At 72.8% G+C, this 17,113-nt stretch carries 16 protein-coding genes; 5 read left to right on the top strand and 11 right to left on the bottom strand.

The genetic code is table 11. The features are described 5' to 3' along the window. The first annotated feature begins 7 nt into the window (after positions 1-7). Positions 8-1,900, top strand: a complete 1,893-nt coding sequence (locus BLS95_RS57795) for a hypothetical protein (RefSeq protein WP_090931366.1) — start codon at positions 8-10, stop codon at positions 1,898-1,900. A gap of 3 nt (positions 1,901-1,903) precedes the next feature. On the opposite strand, the gene BLS95_RS13980 is transcribed toward BLS95_RS57795, so the two are convergent. Beyond that, entirely contained in the window at positions 1,904-2,761 is an 858-nt protein-coding gene (locus BLS95_RS13980) for a helix-turn-helix domain-containing protein (RefSeq protein ID WP_090931365.1), read from the bottom strand. Positions 2,762-2,915: 154 nt separating this feature from the next. Here BLS95_RS13980 and BLS95_RS13975 point away from each other — a divergent pair, with 154 nt between their 5' ends. Continuing rightward, the gene (locus tag BLS95_RS13975; protein ID WP_090931364.1) at positions 2,916-3,902 is read left to right on the top strand and encodes an aldo/keto reductase; all 987 of its coding nucleotides are present in this window, start codon (positions 2,916-2,918) and stop codon (positions 3,900-3,902) included. Positions 3,903-3,906: 4 nt separating this feature from the next. Here BLS95_RS13975 and BLS95_RS13970 read toward each other — a convergent pair whose 3' ends face one another. The 10 genes from BLS95_RS13970 to BLS95_RS13925 all read right to left on the bottom strand — a co-directional run bounded on the left by BLS95_RS13970 (position 3,907) and on the right by BLS95_RS13925 (position 14,648). Next, positions 3,907-4,899, bottom strand: coding sequence for a hypothetical protein (locus BLS95_RS13970; RefSeq protein WP_090931363.1), 993 nt, complete (start codon positions 4,897-4,899; stop codon positions 3,907-3,909). After that, complete coding sequence (locus BLS95_RS13965) at positions 4,889-5,503, bottom strand: copper resistance CopC family protein (protein WP_090931362.1); 615 nt, start codon at positions 5,501-5,503, stop codon at positions 4,889-4,891. Before BLS95_RS13965 ends, BLS95_RS13970 begins: the two co-directional genes overlap by 11 nt. 94 nt (positions 5,504-5,597) lie before the next feature. Beyond that, positions 5,598-6,182, bottom strand: coding sequence for a hypothetical protein (locus BLS95_RS13960; protein ID WP_143043693.1), 585 nt, complete (start codon positions 6,180-6,182; stop codon positions 5,598-5,600). 88 nt (positions 6,183-6,270) lie between these two features. Further along, the gene (locus BLS95_RS13955) at positions 6,271-7,314 is read right to left on the bottom strand and encodes a fatty acid desaturase family protein (RefSeq protein WP_090931360.1); all 1,044 of its coding nucleotides are present in this window, start codon (positions 7,312-7,314) and stop codon (positions 6,271-6,273) included. A 219-nt stretch (positions 7,315-7,533) separates the two neighbouring features. Continuing rightward, entirely contained in the window at positions 7,534-8,658 is a 1,125-nt protein-coding gene (locus BLS95_RS13950; protein ID WP_090931359.1) for an FAD-dependent monooxygenase, read from the bottom strand. Positions 8,659-8,684: 26 nt separating this feature from the next. Further along, positions 8,685-10,265 (bottom strand): MFS transporter, encoded by a 1,581-nt coding sequence (locus BLS95_RS13945; RefSeq protein ID WP_090931358.1) that lies wholly within the window; start codon positions 10,263-10,265, stop codon positions 8,685-8,687. Positions 10,266-10,447: 182 nt separating this feature from the next. Further along, positions 10,448-11,776, bottom strand: a complete 1,329-nt coding sequence (locus BLS95_RS13940) for an FAD-binding oxidoreductase (protein ID WP_176993174.1) — start codon at positions 11,774-11,776, stop codon at positions 10,448-10,450. A 130-nt stretch (positions 11,777-11,906) separates the two neighbouring features. Then, entirely contained in the window at positions 11,907-12,167 is a 261-nt protein-coding gene (locus tag BLS95_RS13935) for a hypothetical protein (protein ID WP_090931356.1), read from the bottom strand. Positions 12,168-12,253: 86 nt separating this feature from the next. Continuing rightward, positions 12,254-13,162 carry a hypothetical protein gene (locus BLS95_RS13930; protein WP_143043692.1) on the bottom strand — a complete coding sequence of 303 codons (909 nt, stop codon included), beginning with the start codon at positions 13,160-13,162 and terminating at the stop codon, positions 12,254-12,256. A 634-nt stretch (positions 13,163-13,796) separates the two neighbouring features. Next, positions 13,797-14,648, bottom strand: a complete 852-nt coding sequence (locus BLS95_RS13925) for a DUF2382 domain-containing protein (RefSeq protein ID WP_176993173.1) — start codon at positions 14,646-14,648, stop codon at positions 13,797-13,799. A 283-nt stretch (positions 14,649-14,931) separates the two neighbouring features. On the opposite strand from BLS95_RS13925, the gene BLS95_RS13920 reads away from it, so the two are divergent. From BLS95_RS13920 to BLS95_RS13910, 3 genes are all read left to right on the top strand, one after another. Then, positions 14,932-15,543 carry a response regulator transcription factor gene (locus BLS95_RS13920; protein ID WP_245765042.1) on the top strand — a complete coding sequence of 204 codons (612 nt, stop codon included), beginning with the start codon at positions 14,932-14,934 and terminating at the stop codon, positions 15,541-15,543. Positions 15,544-15,637: 94 nt separating this feature from the next. Then, positions 15,638-16,036, top strand: coding sequence for an ATP-binding protein (locus BLS95_RS13915; protein WP_143043691.1), 399 nt, complete (start codon positions 15,638-15,640; stop codon positions 16,034-16,036). A 41-nt stretch (positions 16,037-16,077) separates the two neighbouring features. Then, a complete protein-coding gene (locus BLS95_RS13910) occupies positions 16,078-17,112 on the top strand; it encodes a PAS domain-containing sensor histidine kinase (protein WP_090931351.1) in 1,035 nt (344 codons plus the stop codon). The last annotated feature ends 1 nt before the right edge of the window (position 17,113 follow it).

Genomic DNA, 17,113 nt, shown 5'->3' with positions numbered 1-17,113 from the left:
TGTCGGTGTGCGAACCGCTGACCTCACCCCCGCCGAGCAGGCCGTGGCCGCCGCCCTGGACCGCGGCGCGCAGGTGGACCTGCGCACCGGATCCCCCGGCCACGACGATCCCGCCGACGCCGCCTCCTGGCACCCCGACCGCAGCGTGCGCGCGGAGGTGCTGGCCGAGCTGCTGCTGGACGACGCCCCCCGGCGGGCGCTGCGGCTGGCGGGAGCCCGCGTCACCGGCCGGCTCCACCTGGCCTTCGGCGAGATCGGCTGCCCGGTCATGTTCCAGGGGTGCGCCTTCGACGAGACCCCCGACCTCTACCAGGCCCGCACCCGCTTCCTCAGCTTCAGCGGCTCCCTGCTGCCCGGCCTGACCGCCTCCAACATCCAGGTGGAGGGCAACTTACGGCTCACCGGCTGCCACGTCACCGGGGAGGTGCGCCTGCCCAGCGGCCGGATCAGCGGCAACCTCACCTTGAACGGCACCCGCCTGCACAACCCCGGCGGCGCCGCCGTCTACGCCGAGCACCTCGATGTCGGCAGCAACCTGCGCGCCCAGGACGGGTTCACCAGCGACGGCGAGATCATCCTGACCGCCGCCAGGATCGGCGCGGCCGTCAACCTCGACGGCGCCACTCTGCACGCCCCCGGCGGCCTGGCGCTGGGCGGCTCCAACCTGGACGTCCAGGTGGGCCTGTTCGCCCGGCGGATGACGGCCGACGGGGAGATCAGCCTGCGCTTCGCCCGCATCGGCGGGCCCGCCACGCTGCGCGGCTCGCGCATCGCCAACGCCGGCGGCCTCGCGGTGCACGGCGGCGGCCTGAACGCCGAGGGCGGCCTGTTCCTGTCACTCGTCGAGGCCGACGGCCAGATCCGCCTGAAGAACGCCACCATCGGCGGCGCGCTCAATCTGGACGGCGCCACCCTGCGCAACCCCGGCGACGTGGTGGTCGCGGCCGACGGCGTCGTCGTGAACGGCGCCCTGCACGCCCGCAAGGGTCTGTCGGCGGAGGGCGAGGTCAGCCTGCTCGACGCCTCCGTCACCGGCCCGGCCCACTTCGAGGGCGCCCGCCTGGACAACCCGGGCGGCTCGGCGCTGTCGGCCAACGGCCTCACGGTCGGCAAGGTGCTCAACCTCTGCCACGGCTTCACCGCCCGAGGTCGCGTCCGGCTGACCAACGCCCAGGTCGGCAGCCGCCTGTGCTTCGACGACGCCATCCTGGAGGCCCCCGGCGAGGTGGCGCTGAAATGCTGGCGGCTGGAGGCGCGGGAGCTGGCCCTGCGCACCGCGCGGCCCGTCGGCGGCACGGTCGAGCTGCGCCACGCGCGCATCGGGGTGCTGCGCGACGACCCCGGCGTTTGGCCCGCGGCGATCCGTATGGACGGGCTGTCGTACGAGGTGCTCGAACCCCTGCTCCCCGCCGCGGAACGGCTCGGCTGGCTGCGCGCCGACCCCGACGGCTACCTGCCGGGCGCCTACGAGCAGCTCGCCGCGATGTACCGGCGGCTGGGCAGCGACGCCGACGCCCGCGACACGCTCCTGGCCGGCCAGCGCCGCCGCCGCGCCACCCTGCCCTGGTACGCCGGCCTCTGGGGCCGCCTGCAGGACGTCACCGTCGGCTACGGCTTCCGTCCCCTACGTGCGGCCGGCTGGCTGGCGGCCCTGCTGGCCCTGGGCACGGGGGTGTTCACCGCGTTCGAGCCGCCGCCGCTGAAACCGGGGGAGGCGCCGGACTTCAACGCGCTGGTCTACACCCTGGACCTGCTGCTGCCGATCATCGACTTCGGGCAGGAGAAGGCGTACAAACCCGGCGGCGGGACGCAGTGGCTCGCGTACGCGCTGATCGTGGCGGGCTGGGTGCTGGCGACGACGATCGCCGCCGGGCTCACCCGGTCGCTGCGCAGGGCCTGAGGGTCAGCCGCCGACGGCGCGCAGCGCGCCCGGCCGGCGGCCGGTGAGCAGGTCGAGCGCGGCCGCGGTGGCGGCGTCGGCCGGCAGGTAGACGATGAGGCGCTGCTCCTGGTCCGAGAGGTGGAGCGGCTCCAGCTCCAGCCGCAGCTCGCCCGCCCGTGGATGCGTCAGCCGCTCCACGGGCGCCAGGCGCGGCGGGCATGGTGGCCCCGACAGGCGCGCGCCGAAGGACTCACCCGCCGCGAACGACAGCTCGGCGAGCAGCTCCGTCGCATAGTCGTCGTCGGCGGCGGCCTCCAGCCGGAGCGTGGCGGCGTACTCGTCGGCGACCTGGTCCCACTCGGGGAAGGCGGCCCTGGACCGCGCGTCGGCGAAGACGAACCGGAACATGTTGGGCCGCTCGCCGTCCAGCAGCCCGAGCGGGCCGAAGAGCCGCTCGAAGCCCGTGGTGTGCGCGAGCACGTCGCCCAGCCGGTTGAGCACGGCCGCAGGGGCGGGTTCGAGCCGGTCGAGCAGCGCGTGCACCGCGGGGCGCACCGTACGGGCGGGCGCCTGGTCCGGCCCCGGGCACAACAGGTGGCCGCCGCCGGCCACCTTGGCGAGATAGCGCAGGTGCACGCGCTCCTGCGGCGTCATGCGCAGCGCGCCGGCCAGCGTCGCGAGCACCTGCGTGGACGGGTTGCGGTCGCGGCCCTGCTCCAGCCTGGTCAGATATTCGACGCTCACGCCCGCCACGGTGGCCACCTCGGACCTGCGCAGCCCCGGCGTGCGCCGCCGCGGACCGTCCGGTAACCCGACGTCGGAGGGTTTGAGCGCCTCGCGGCGGGCGCGGAGGAACGCCCCCAGCTCGTTGTCGGTCACGGCCCCGAGTCTACGGTGGCCCCGCGCCCTGATCGTGGCCCTGCGGGGGCCAGTCTCACCCCGGCCTCCCTGTCCAGGGCCGATCGCGATGTGCTTGCTCCATGACACGGAACCTCGCCACCACCGCACCCGCGCCCCGAGAGGGGGCGACGTGATGCGCTACCGCCTGCTGGGCCGCACCGGGCTGCGGATCTCCGAGCTGTTCCTGGGCGCGATGACCTACCGGGAGGCCACGCCGGAGGTGCGGCGGATCTTCGACCTGTACTCCGAGGCGGGCGGCAACGTCGTGGACACGGCCTCGATGTACGGCGACAGCGAACTCGTCGTCGGCGAGCTGCTCCAGGGCCGCCGCGACCGTTACGTCCTGGCCACCAAGTACACCCCCACCCGCGACCGCACCGACCTGAACGCGGCCGGCAACCACCGCAAGAACCTCGTCCTGTCGCTGGAGCGCAGCCTGCGGCGGCTGCGTACCGACTACATCGACCTCTACTGGGTGCACGTCTGGGACCGGCACACCCCGATCGAGGAGACGATGCGGGCACTGGACGACGCGGTCCGCGCGGGCAAGGTGCTGCACATCGGCTTCTCCGACGCCCCGGCCTGGGTGGTCAGCCAGGCCAACACCCTGGCCGACTGGCGCGGCTGGACGCCGTTCGCCGGCCTGCAGGTGCCCTACAGCCTGGTCCACCGCGACGTGGAGCGGGAGCTGCTGCCGATGGCGCGGGCCCTGGAGATCAGCGTGGCCGCGTGGGGGGCGCTCGGGCACGGCGTGCTGTCGGGCCGCTACGAGGCCCCGGACGCGGCGGCCTCGCGGGTGTCGCCCGAGGGCATCAGCGCGCGGGACCGGGCCGTGGTGCGGGTCGTGGTCGAGGTGGCCGGCGAGCTGGGCGCCACGCCCGCGCAGGTGGCCCTGGCCTGGGTGCTGCGCGGGGGCGTGCACCCGATCATCGGGGTGAGCAGCGCCGAGCAGCTCAAGGACAACCTCGAAGCGACGCGGCTGGCGCTGCCCGAGGAGGCGGTGCGGCGGCTGGAGTCGGCGGCGGAGTTCGAGCTGGGCTTCCCCGGGAACTTCGTCGGCGAAGTGGACCTCAGCCCCGACATCTACGGCGACGACCTCCACCTGCTGGACGGCCGCTGACCCGTCAGCACAGCGCCATGGCCGTCTGCCACACCCCGGGCAGGGCGGCCAGGACGCGATCGCCACGGCGGCGGCGGTCGGCGAAGGTCGCCACGCCGAGGTCGGCCAGCAGCTCCAGGAAACCGTCCTCGTAGCCGCCGGCGCCCGCCGCCGCCCGCTTGGCCAGGCAGCGCGCGTACGTGGCCACCAGCCAGAACACGGCCTCCCTGTGCAGCCCGCACGTGATGAGCTCGCGGCTGCCGTCGATGGTGACCGGCCGGGCCACGGGCGAGATGTCGCTGTCGAACCGGTAGGAGGGCACCCGCAGCCCCGAGGTGGCGTCGAATACCGTCTCCAGCGCGGCCAGGTGCCGCTCCACCCTGGCCGGGCTCAGCTCGGCGCAGCCCAGCAGGCCGAGCAGGCTCTCGTGGAAGTCCAGCCGCCCGTGCGCGGCCAGCAGTTCGCGCACGGCCGCGTACCGGCGGCGCACGGTGGGGTTGCGCAGCCCCGCCACCAGCAGCACGTGCGTGGTCACCCCGGTGCCGAACAGCCACGAGGTGACCTGGTCGGCCAGCGGCGCGGACTCGTCCATGCCGTTGATCCACCCGCGCACCCGGTCCATCGCGTCGGTGCAGCGGGCCAGGATCCACGGCCGCTCGGCGAAGTCGCGGGCCACCACCCGCTGGAGCTCGCCCAGCCGCCCGGTCGGGTCGGCCAGCACGCACGGCAGGTGGAAGGCGCCGGCCAGGTGGTAGTCGCTCAGCACGTCGTGCGCGGAGCCGAGCCCGGCCAGGGCGGAGACCTCGATCAGCACCCCCTCGTAACGGAACTTCCCGAGGCGCGAGGGCGGATCCTGGATCAGGACGACGTCCACGTCGGCGGTCGGGGGAAGCTCCGCGTCCGGGTCGGGGGCCCACAGCACGGACCCGGTGAGGAAGGCCCCGCCGAACCCGGGCAGCCCGGCCCCGTGCTCCCGCACCCACGTCCGCGCGATCTGCCTGGCCTGCTCAATCCGCATTCACGTCCTCCCGATCACGGCCGCGGCGCGCGGTCCTGATCAGGACGAACGCGCCCAGCACGACGAGCACCGCCAGCCCGCCCCAGATCCAGCCGGGTACGCCCGCCGAGGCGGCGGACGTCTCCCCGGCCGCCGCGGCGGATCCGGCCGGGGCCGGCCGGGTCGCCGCCGTGGACGGCCCACCGGTGGCCGCCCCGCCGGCCGGCGAGGGTGATGCCGATACGGAGGATGATCCTTTCACGCTGAAGGGGATTTCGCCCTCTATGGGGTGGCCGTCGGAGGAGACCACCCGCCAGGCGATCACGTACGCGCCCGGCGCGAGCGGCTGCGGGACGTCGGCGAGCACCAGGTGCCCGGAGGTGCGCGGCTCGCCGATCGTGATCTGCTTGCCCGCCGCGTCGTGCAGCAGGACGAACGGGAACTTGACGCCGGCGGAGTATTCGAGCTCGATCCGGTCGACCGAGCCGACCTGCGCGTTCTTGGCCGGCGAGCTGCGCTTGAGCGCGTCGTGGGCCAGGGCCGGCGAGGCGGGGAGTGCCAGGAAGAGGGCACAGGCGAGGGCCGCGAGCGCCGCTTTGCGGATGCTCAGCCGCGGGAATGTCATGACCGATCTCCAGAAGGATCTTCCGGACCGCGCCCGTGGCGCCGTCCGGAGCACAGGCAGGAAAGGACGCGCCCGACATGGACGCCGAAGGACTTCAACGCCTCGGCGTGCCGGGCGGCCCTCGCCTGCTCACTGTGGGGGAGACGGTCCTGCCCGCGGACGCGGGCACGTCGTGGGTCACCGGCCGCCACGACAGGGCGGCCTGCGCGCCGGACCCGGCGGCGCCCGCCACCGGCCCGCGGACGGGCAGCCATCCGATCGGCGGCGGCGTCGCGTAGAGGCGGAGCACCAGCCACAGGGCGCGCTCGCCGCGGTGCAGCCACCACGCCGTCAGCGCCGCCACCGTGAGATGCGCCAGCGCCATGCCGAACGCTGGGTGCGCGTGCCCGGGATCGCCCGCCGCGCCCGGCGCCACCCGCTCGAAGAGCTGGTGCAGCACCATCTGGGCGCCCACGGTCGCGGCCAGCACGGCCGCGGGCCCGCGCTCGCGCCCGTCGATCAGGCATGCCAGCCCGAACGCGCCCAGCACCCCGGCCAGGTAGACCCCGAACGGCACCGGCCCGCCCCCGGCCAGCGCGTGCCCGCCCGCCGACACGGCACCGCAGACCGCCGCGAACACGACGGCCCGCGACAGCCGCAACGCGGCCGCCGCGACGGGCACCGGCGACACTGTGGACACAGTCGCCATCCTGACACAGGGTCCGGCCGGTCCCGCAGGTTCCTCACGCTCCAGCGGGGCAGCGGACCCGGCGGGACGGAGCCGATCGTCACGTCCCGACGCGCAGCGGCCTGCCCACCTCGTGCAGGTGGCGCAGCGCCACACCCCACGATTCGATCAGCCCGCACTCGGCGTACTCGACGCCGAGCGAGCTGCAGTACGCCCGCACGATGGGCCGTGCCCTGCGCAGGTTCGCGCTCGGCATGCTGGGAAAGAGATGGTGCTCGATCTGCAGATTGAGGCCGCCGAGCGCGATGTCGGTCAGCCACCCGCCGCGCACGTTCCGGGAGGTCAACACCTGGCGGCGGAGGAAGTCCAGCTTGTCCTGCGCGGTGAGCACCGGCATGCCCTTGTGGTTGGGCGCGAACGTGCAGCCCAGGTAGATCCCGTAACAGGCCTGGTGCACGGCCAGGAACACCAGCGCCTTGCCGGGCGGCAGCACCAGGAACAGCGCCCCCAGGTACGCCGCCACGTGCCCGCCCAGCAGCAGCCCCTCGATCCTTCGGTTCTTCAGCGACGGGCGGCGCAGCGCGCGGAAGCTCGAGACCTTGAGGTTCACCCCTTCCAGGGTGAGCAGCGGGAAGAACAGGAACGCCTGCCACCGCCCGATGAACCGGGAGATCCCGCCGGCCGTCGCGGCCTGCCGCTCCGACCAGATCAGCAGGTCGGGCGCGACGTCGGGGTCGTGCTCCTCGTGGTTGGGGTTGGCGTGGTGGCGGGTGTGCTTGTCCATCCACCAGCCGTAGCTGAGGCCGACGCCCAGGTTGCCCACCAGCAGCCCGGCGATCCGGCTCGTCCGCCGCGACCGGGCGATCTGCCCGTGCGCCAGGTCGTGCGCCAGCAGCGTGACCTGGGCGAACGCCACCGCCAGCAGCACCGCCACCGGGATCTGCCACCAGGAGTCCCCGAGCGCCGCGAAGAGCGCCCAGCTTCCCGCGAACAGGGCCGCGACCAGGCCGATCCGGACCGCGTAGTAGCCGGGGCGCCTGTCCAGCAGGCCCTCCTCGGCGATGCGGCGCGACAACCGCGCGAAGTCGCTGCCCCTGTCGCCATCTCTCCTGGCTGACGCGGGGGTGAGGGACGTGTCCACCATAGGCACAGTTCTCTCCGATGCCGACGAGTCGTACGTGATCTCGCATCAGCATCGCGAAGATCCGGTGCCGGGCGGACCCCCGCTGTCACCCGTACTTGCGGTAGGGCAGGCACTACCACATGAGGCGCCCCCGCCGCCTGGGGATCGGGCCGGCCCATCGCACTCAGCGTCGCACGGGACGGCCTCAGTTGGGGAATGGCGGGCGGCGGGGGCCCCGGCTCAGCCGGGTAGGAGCGCCGCCGCAGCCTCGCCGTGGACGTGCAGGTCGGGGCGGAAGGCGGCCAGGTAGGCGTCCCTGTCGCGGAAGGTCGCGGCCAGGGCGTCACCATAGTCGATGAGCTGCCGGTGGGCGTGTCGGCGGGGCTCGTAGCGGGCGTAGAGCAGCCGGTCGAGCAGCTCATGGTCGCCGCCGGCCGCGCAGATGACATCGGCCAGCAGTTCGGCGTCGTGCAGCGTGTAGCTCATGCCCATGCCCGTCATCGGGTGGCAGGCGAACGCCGCCGAGCCCAGCAGCGCCGCGTTGCCCTTGTGGTAGGCGCTCAACCGCAGCGACGACACCTTGATCCGCTGCCAGGTGGCGGGCTGCAGGAAGTCGAAGGCGTCGGAGCTGTCGGTGACGAACTTCTTCAGCTCGTCGAGCAGCGCGGGGATGCCGTCCTGGAAGATCTCCTTGTCGTCCTCCGGCGGCAGGCCGACGAACACCCTGGCCTGGTCCTGGTTGATCGGGTAGAGGTAGGCGAGCCAGCCTTCCGAGCTGAAGTAGAGCCGGTTGAGCTGGGCGACGCTGGCGCTCAGCGGCACGGTGGCCACCCGCATCAGCAGCCGCTCGTACGGCATGGTGCGCTGCTCGATGCCGAGCGCCTCGCGCACGGCGGACTTGGTGCCGTCGGCGCCGATCACGACGCCGGCCCGCAGCCGGTCCCCGTTGGACAGCGCCAGCTCCTCGACGTGGCCGTCCTCGATGACGATGTCGTCGATGCTGGCGTCGAACCGGAACTCGACGCCCTCCATCGCGCAACTGGCGTAGATGAGCTCCACCAGCTCGCGGTAGGGGCGGATGAGGAAGCCGCCGTCGGGGAAGCGGCACTCCTTGATCGGCTCACCGTCGTGGTAGTAGCGGATGACGTCGCGTCTGAGGCCATGGCGTTCGATGAGGTGCGCCATTCCGTGCCGGGCCAGCACCCGCAGACCCGGCGGCTTGAGGAAGTCGGCGCCCCCGCTCGGTACGGAGGGAGCCTGCTCGACGACGACGACGTGCCGGCCGCGGCGTCCCAGCAATAACGCTAGGAAGCAGCCGCCGAGCCCGGCGCCGACGATGGCTACGTCGCAGGAAGTGGTTGCCATGACGAGAGCCCTTTCGAATGGTTGTACTAGTGCGTGTGCCCGCGGGTGCCGGCGAGCGGCCCGGGTTCGGGCGTCCGCGGACGCGGGACACGGTCCGTGGGGGTGTCCATGGGGGGTGTGCGGGTCTCGACTGGCAGCAGAGCGTCAGCCTCCGCCGCGACGGTCGCGAGGGTCATGCGCAGCTCAAGCAGCATCCGCCGCGGCACCTTGATCATGACGTCGCCGGGGTCGGTCCGCAGCCGGGTGATCTTGGTCAGGGCTATCGCGCCGATCAGTACGGAGATGGCCACGCACATGGCGAGCGCGCCGGCCAGGCCCGCGAACGGGCCGGTCATGAACGGGTGGTCGATGACGACCGAGACGACCGCGACGCCCACGGCCCCGCCGACCATGCGCGCCATGGTGGCGGCGCCGACGGCGGAGGCGTACTGGTGGGGGCGGGCGGCCAGGGTGGTGGCCACGGACGTGCCGGGCGCGAGCGCGCCGACGCCCATGCCGACCACGACGCTGGCGATCAGGCCCCACACGGTGGGCCCGGCCTGCGTCAGCACGAGCACGCACGCGCCGCCGCAGAGCAGGGAGCCGGCGTAGATCAGGCCGTACGCGCCGACCCGCTTGAGGAGCTTGCCGGCCAGGTAGCTCGTCACGACGACGGCCACCGACGTGGGCGTCAGCCACATCGCCACTTCCAGCATGGGGTAACCCAGGTGGAGCAGGTAGAGCGGCTGCACGGTGAGCAGGCCGAACGACAGCGCGCCGAAGCACCACGTGGCCAGCCAGCCCCAGACGAACCTGGGCCGCCGCCACAGCGCGAGGTCGATCGCGGGCAGCCGGTGGTGCCTGGCCTGCGCGAGCGCGCCACCCAGCAGCGCCACCGCGGCCAGCGCCAGCCACAGCACGTCCGTGCCCCAGGCCATGGCCTTGGAGATCGCCAGGACGATCACCGCGATGCCCCCGGCGAGCAGCCACGCGCCGAGCATGTCCGGCACGCCCTTGGCCGTGGTCCGCCTGCCCGGCGGCAGCGCGGCGCAGGCGATGAGGAGCACGACGCCGATGATGACGTCGGGGACGAACAGCGCCCGCCAGCCGACGGTGGCGGCCAGCCAGCCGCCGCCCGCCTGCATGAGCAGGCAGCCGAGCCCGGAGGCCGAGCTCCACAGGGCGATCGCGCCGCGCCGCTGCGACTCCGGCAGCTCGCCGAGCAGCAGCCCGAGGCTGGCCGGGATCATCGCCGCCGCGCCGGCGCCCTGGACCGCGCGTGCGGCCAGGACGTACGACCAGGAGTCCACGGTGACCGTGGCGATCCCGCCCAGCACGAACACCACCAGCCCGACGGCCAGCACCCGGCGCCGGCCGAACAGGTCGGCCCACCGGCCGGCGGTGGCCAGCAACGCCGCGATCGGGATGAAGGCCGCGCTGGTCAGCCAGACCAGGTCGCCGAGCGGCATGCCGGCGCCCGCCGGCGTGTACCGCAACACCCCGACCGCCAGGGTGGTGGCCGTGGTGTCGGCCATCACCGTCAACATGACACCGGCGCCGACCAGCCGCAGCATGATTCCGTGACGGCGGTCTACGGTGCTCGTCCCCCGCGCTGGTGACGAACGCATGTGGTCACCTCCAAAGCGATGTATGTGGCTCCGCCGGCCGGCACACTCCGGCTGTGCGACCGGCGAATTCGGACAGGTGGTACGGGCCCGAGGACCGGGCCCGGCTGGGATCCGGACCCTCGGGTCCGGTGGTGCTTCGGTCGGTGGTGCTTCCGGTCGGGTGTGGTGGCCGGGGCCGGCGGTCAGGCGCCGTAGCGGCCGGGGGAGAGCAGGCCGTCGGGGTCGAGCGCCGTCTTGAGCCGGTGCAGCATGCCGAGGCTGGCGGTGCTGGTCTCCGACCAGACGTCGGCGGCGGCGTGGTCGATGTCGGACCGGTAGATGGCGCACCCGTGGCCGCGCAGCAGGCAGTTGCCGTCGTTGCGGAGCTGGTGTGCCCGGTAGGGCGCGTCGGGCGCGTCGCGTTCGAAGAAGATCTGGATGACGCCGTTGGCCAGGTGCCTGCTGACGAGGTTCCACTCGATCATCAGGGCGGTGGTGTGCGCGTCCACGGCCGTCTGGAGCGCGGCCAGGATGTGCTCGGTCCTGCGGGCGTGCATGGGCATCAGCGGCAGCAGCGCCAGGAAGCCCATCTCGCCCTCGTCGATCTGGTCGCACGACGCCACGCCGAGCGCGTTGCGTACGCCGAGGCAGGTGGGGATGCCCTGCGCCATGAGCGCCCGCGCGTAGAGCGGGTCGCCGGGGGCGACCTCGGCGGCGTCGACGACGCGCAGCGCCTCGGCGCCCTCCACCTCGATGAGGGCCTTACGCAGCAGCTCCTCGGCCAGTTCCACCGTGGCGTCGCTGCCCATGAGCGGCCCCAGGATGGTGAACAGGCTCGGATCGACGCCTTGGGGCAGGATCCAGTCGCCGTGGCTCGGCACGAGCGACAGCTCGCGTACGCGCAGCAGTCCCTCGGCCGGGTTGCCGCGGCGCAGGAAGTTCGTGACCGCGCCGAGCGCCACGCCGGCCTGGTCCCGCGGGATCCGGCCGTGCACCAGCCCGATGGTCTGCGGGCGTGGCACCAGCGCGACCGCCATGGCGGTGACGACGCCCAGGTTGTGCTGGACGAACGCCGCCGTCAGGTCCGGTCCGGCGACCCGCCCGTGATAGCGCCCGGCCGGGTCCAGCCCGCCGGTGGTGACCACGCTGCCGTCCGCCAGCACGGCCTCGATCCCGGCCACGTCGTGCACCCGGGAGCGCACGCAGCCGTCGCCGCGGTCGAGGGCGTTGCCGATGACGGAGGTGTCGGCACAGGAGGCGGTGACGTTGAGCATCCACGGGGTCTCGCGCAGCACCTCGGCGAGCTGCGCCTGGGTCACTCCCGGTTCGATGACGGCGAAGCCGGCCTCCAGGTCGAGGCTGCGGATGCGGTTCATGCCGCTGAGATCGACGACGACGTTGTCCTCGGTGATCGGCATGGCGGAGCCCATGCCCCAGTTCCTGCCGGTGCTGACCGGGTACAGGCGGCTCTTGCTGACCATGGCCCGCCGTACGAGTGCGCGTACCTCGTCCAAGGTGCGCGGCGCTTCCATGCCCGCTATGGAGCGTGGCTGGTGACCTCCGACATCACGCGGCCTCAGCTCCAGTCGCGATAGTCCCTGCATGACTCTCCTCTGAGATATCGCTGTGCCGGCTCCCGTCCCGGAGCCGCTGGGGCACACTTCAGGCAGTGTGCTGGAGCAGGTCGTCGATGGAGCCGATGGCCTGGTTGGACATTTCCCTGATGCCGAGCAGCCGCTGCTCGACGAACACGTCGGGTTCGTCGGGCAGGCCGGGGACGGCGTCGGGGAGGTCGAGCGTGCCGCGCGGAGCCGCCTGCACGGGAACCTCGTGCAGGCCGTAGGGGTGGCGGCGGGGTCTGGCGGTGTCGGTCTCACGGGACTCGCGCCTGGATCGGGCGGGCAGGTGCGGGGGGGTTCGCATGACGGGAGCTCTCCTACCGGATTCTGGTGACCGGATGTGGGGTGGGGGGTTTCCGGGCGACCGCTCGCCGTTGAGCGGTTACGGGTTCAGCGGGCGCCCTCCCCCTGGCCGAGGTGTCCGGCCCGGGGAGCGGCGGTCGCGGGGGTGGCCCGCGGCGTGCCGTGGTTGATGACGCTCGCGGCGATGCGGCGCTCGGCCAGCCCCATGTGGGGACGGCCGCCACCAGTGAAGCCCGGCCGTGGGCCGGCCGAGCCACGGATCATGGAGCTGGCGTGCACCCATCGGCGGGTCTCGGCCAGCACTTCTCTCTGCGCGCGGCGCAGGTCGGAGTGGAGCGCGTAGTGCTCGCAGACGGCCCGCGCCAGCACGCGCGCCATGACGAGGTGCTCCTCGCAGGCGCTGGCGACCTTCGTCTCCAGCCCGGCGACCTGGGCCAGCAGCAGCTGCAGGTGGGGCAGGCCGGAGCTGCGCTCGTAGCCCTCCAGCTCGGCCAGCCGCTCGGGCCAGCGCAGCCGGCGCTCGATCGACTCGCAGACGGCCGCCGCGACCTGGGCGGGCGCCTCGTCGTCGGGGCTCAGTTCGCCGAGCAGCCCGTCGAGCTGCACGGCCCGCTGGGCGGTGTGCTCGAAGTCGGCCAGTCTGCGCAGTCCGCTCTGCAGCAGGCGTACGCGGTTGTGCAGGCACGCGGCGCTCCAGCCGAGCACCAGCAGGCGGTCGGCGTCGGCCTCGCAGTGCCAGCCGACCAGCGCCACCTCGCGGGCCATGCGGTGGTGCAGCACCCAGGACTCCTGGGTGCCGAGCGGGGCCGGGGTGTCGATCCACACCTGCAGGCCGCCCGGGGGCAGCTCGCCGACGCCGACCTCCATACCCTCCGGCGCCACCCTGGCGCAGATCCGCCGCACCACCCGTTGCTGCGCGGCTGTCTCCGGCGCCATGGGCACCGGGCCTGGCAGCACGCGCTCTGGGGCCACTCTCGCCCTCGGCTCGATGCTCAACTGAGGCCACCTCCTGACCCGTGGGCCCGGCTCGACTCGTAAATTGACACTTAATACCTACGCCCACGATGGTCGTCAGCGGCGGGTTTCCTGTCAACTGTCACTTAACGAATCTGGTATCGATCGCTTGGCGCCGCGCCGGGCGCAGGTGTGAACGGGCCTCTCCACGCAGGTGAACGCTGTGTTTCCGGGCATGGTCGTGCGCCGGTCGGCAGGAGTGGGGGAGTGGGCCGCGCGGGTGATCGATGCCGTGGTCACGGGGGGTATGGGCGGCCTCGCTCTCGGTCGGGCCGCAGGCGGGGCGCCGGTCACCGCCTGCGGTCGCGGCAGTCCCGCCAGTCCGCAGGGCTTACCCCGTCGACACTGCTTGGTTACCAGACCGAATCGGTCCACCTCGAAGGGCGCACGTCGCCGGCGAGGCGCACACGCGCCGGCGAAGCGGACGGGTCTGTGTGCCGGACGGGTCTGTGCGCCGGACCGGTCCGTGTGGCGGGCGGCGGCAGTGCGGCCGATGGCGTCAGCGGGGACGTCGTCCGCCGCCCCCGCGCGACACCCGATCACCCGAGCGTGGTGCGCCGGGATCCATCCGAGCGCGGTTCGCTCGGTTCCATCCGAGGGTGGTCCGCCGAAGGGTTCACCGCTCCGGCGGCAGGCCCTCGCCCTCGGCCCTGGTGATCCCCTCCTCGTCGATCTCCAGTCGCTCCCTCCGGACCTGGCCCTCCACGATCTCCTCGTGCCGCACGTCCCGCTTGTGGATGCGGACGCGCTCGACCGGCCTGGTCTCCTTGCCGACGATCGGACGCTCCTCGTGCAGGATCATCTGCCGCTCTTCCTCGCGGATCTCCAGCGGCGTGGCGGTCTCCCCGTCGGAAATGGGCTCGCGCTCGATCACGAGTTCCTCGTGCGAGAGCGGGATCCGCTCGGTGACGTGCTCGGTCTCGACGTACTTGTGCAGGCGCACGCGGCCCGTCTCCCTGCTCTCCTTGCCGATGCGCAGGCGCTCCTCCGACATGGTCATGTCGATGTCGCGCTCGTCGGCGAGGCCGCCGAACGGCTCACCGGGAACGCCGCGCTCGCCGAGTGGCTCGCCGGGAACGCCCCGCTCCTGCTCCGCGAAGCGCTCGCCCGTGAACGGTCCCCGCGTCCGCGGCTCGCCGCTGCGCTGCTGCGGGATGCCCGACGGCTGCATGCCGTAGTAGCGGTAGAGGTCGGCCTCCTCTTCCAGCGCCAGGCGGCCGTTCACGTCGATGTTCGGTGCTCCCTTGATCATCTCCCTGTCGAAGGGGACCCTGATCTCCTCGCCCGAGCGGCGCGCGTTGGCCAGCGGCACGAAGGTCTGCTTCATACCGAAGAACCCTGTACGCACGGTCACCCACTCCGGTTCCCCTGTACGGTCGTTGAGGTAGACCTGGCCGACCTTGCCGATCGGCTGTCCATCCGAACCCACCACGTGGCAGTCGAGCAGGTTACGGATCTCTGTCTCCATAGCCATGACGATCCCCCCGATGTGTTCGTTTCGGGTTCAAAAAGGACAAATACCCTAAATCGCTACAGTGTCATGCCCGGTTAGGGAAGCTTTTGGCCAATTCGGCGGCGCCTCTCCGGCCTCTCCACGCTCATGCGCCTCGGCGGCAACGGCGGGTGACGGGCGCGCGGCACCCCGTGGCAGACTCCTCATGGACGCGGGCCACACCCCGGGCCGCGCCCAGGCACCCGAGACCCGAGGGACATGCGCCATGCCGTCTTCCCCGCCGATCAGGCTGGTTCTCGTGGAAGACCATGCCATGGTCGCGGAGGCCATCAGCCTCGCGCTCGGCCGGACCCCCGACATCGAGGTCGTGGCGCGGGCCGGCACCATCGTCGCCGCCGTGGCCGAGACCGCCCGGTGCCGGCCCGACGTCGTCGTGCTCGACCGGCGCCTTCCCGACGGCGACGGCATCGAGGCCATCGGCCAGCTTGCCGCCGTCGCCCCCGGGGCCCGGGTGCTGGTGCTGACCGCCGAGGCGACCGTCTCCGTGGCGGCCAGGGTGGTGGCGGCCGGCGGCGCCGGGCTGGTGGTGAAGTCGTCGCGGCTGGGGGAGCTGGAGTCTGCGGTGCGGGAGGTGGCGGCGGGGGGAGTGGTGTTCGCTCCCGGGCTGTTGCCGGGCGTGCTCGACCGGCTGACGGGCCGCGCGGGGCACCTGGGGTCGGCGCTGACGGCGCGCGAGCGCGAGACGTTGCTGCTGCTGGCCGAGGGCGCGAGCACGGCCGAGATCGGCGAGCGGCTCGGTGTGGCCCGCAACACCGCGCGCAACCACGTACAGCATGTGCTGGAGAAGCTGGGGGCGCGGTCCAAGCTGGAGGCGGTGGCGCTGGCCCGCAGGGAAGGGCTGCTCGACTGACGCAAATGCACTATGGCGCTTGCCGCAGCCGTATCAGGGTGGCTGGCGCGGTTGCGTCTCGTGGCCGGTAGGCGACCTCGCCGAAAGTAGATGGGTGGGAACCGAGGAGGCGGGGGCGTGCGTCGTGGAGACCAAGCTGCCGGAGGAGATGGACAGCATCACCGTGGCACGGCAGATCGTCCGGCGCGCTCTGGCGGAGTGCGGCTATGAGGGTCATCACGAGGACGTGCTGCTGGTGGTGTCGGAGCTCGTGACGAACGCGCTCTTACACGGCGAGGGCGGGCCCGGGCTGCGCATGTGGGGTGGCGCCTCCCACGTACGGGTCGAGGTGAGCGACACCGGCGCGCACATGCCCGAGGCCCGGGTCCCCGGCCCGGCCAGCGGCTGGGGCCTGCACGTCGTCCGGCTGCTGTCCACCGGCTGGGGCATCTCCTCCAACGGGGAGGGCAAGGAAGGCGGCAAGATGGTGTGGTGCGAGCTGGCATCGGTTTGACCCGGCTTTGATTCCGGTGAGCGGCCGTGCAAGGCTGCGGTATGCCCGAGCATGAGCGCCCACCGGAGGACATGCAGCTCCTCGTCCAGAGCATCCGGGACTACGCGATCTTCATGCTCGACCCCCAGGGCAGGATCGCGAGCTGGAACGCGGGAGCACAGCGGATCAAGGGATACACCGCCGAGGAGATCATCGGCACCCACTTCTCCGTGTTCTATCCGCCCGAGGACGTGGCGTCCGGCAAGCCCGACGGCGAGCTGGAGATCGCCGCCGTCGACGGGCGGTGGGAGGAGGAGGGGTGGCGGGTCCGCAAGGACGGCACCAGGTTCTGGGCCAGCGTGGTCATCACCGCCCTGCACGACCAGGACGGCGGCCTGCGCGGATACGGCAAGGTGACCCGTGACCTGACCGAGCGCCGCAGCATGGCCAGGGCGCTGGACGAGCGCGGCCTGCTGCTGGCCCGTCTGGTCCAGGCCCAGGAGGCGGAGCGCCGCCGCATCGCCTCCGACGTGCACGACGACACCATCCAGACCATGATCTCCGTCGGGATGCGGCTGCGGATGCTGGGCGAGAGCCTGCCCGCGGAGCACGCCGGCGCCCTGCAGGCGCTGGACGCCGCCGTGGACGCGGCCGTCGTGCGGCTGCGCGACCTCGCCTTCCGGTTGCGCCCGCCCGGCGAGGGACTGGTGGAGAGCCTGGCCGTCTACCTGGAGCAGGCCCTGGCGGCCGGCGGCCTGGCCTTCGACCTGGTGCACGATCTGGAGGGCGAGCCGCCCACCGAGACCGCGATCACCATCTTCCGCATCTGCCAGGAGGCGGTGACCAACGTGCTCAAACACGCCTGCGCGACCACGGTCACCGTCGAGCTGGCCGCGCTCGACCGGGGCGTGCACGTGCGCGTCGGCGACGACGGTGTCGGCCTGCTCTCCGCCGACGGTCTGCCCGGCCACTTCGGGCTGATCGAGATGCGGGAGCGCGCCGAGACGGCGGGCGGCTGGTGGAGCATCCGGAGCGCGCCGGGCGCGGGCACGACGGTGGAGTTCTGGGTCCCCGCCGTCCCCCGCCGGCAACGGTGAT

Source organism: Nonomuraea jiangxiensis, from assembly GCF_900099965.1.
Classification (GTDB): Bacteria; Actinomycetota; Actinomycetes; order Streptosporangiales; family Streptosporangiaceae; genus Nonomuraea; species Nonomuraea jiangxiensis.
The sequence above is the reverse complement of the archived record's forward strand: the minus strand, read 5'-3'. Positions and strand labels throughout refer to the sequence as shown.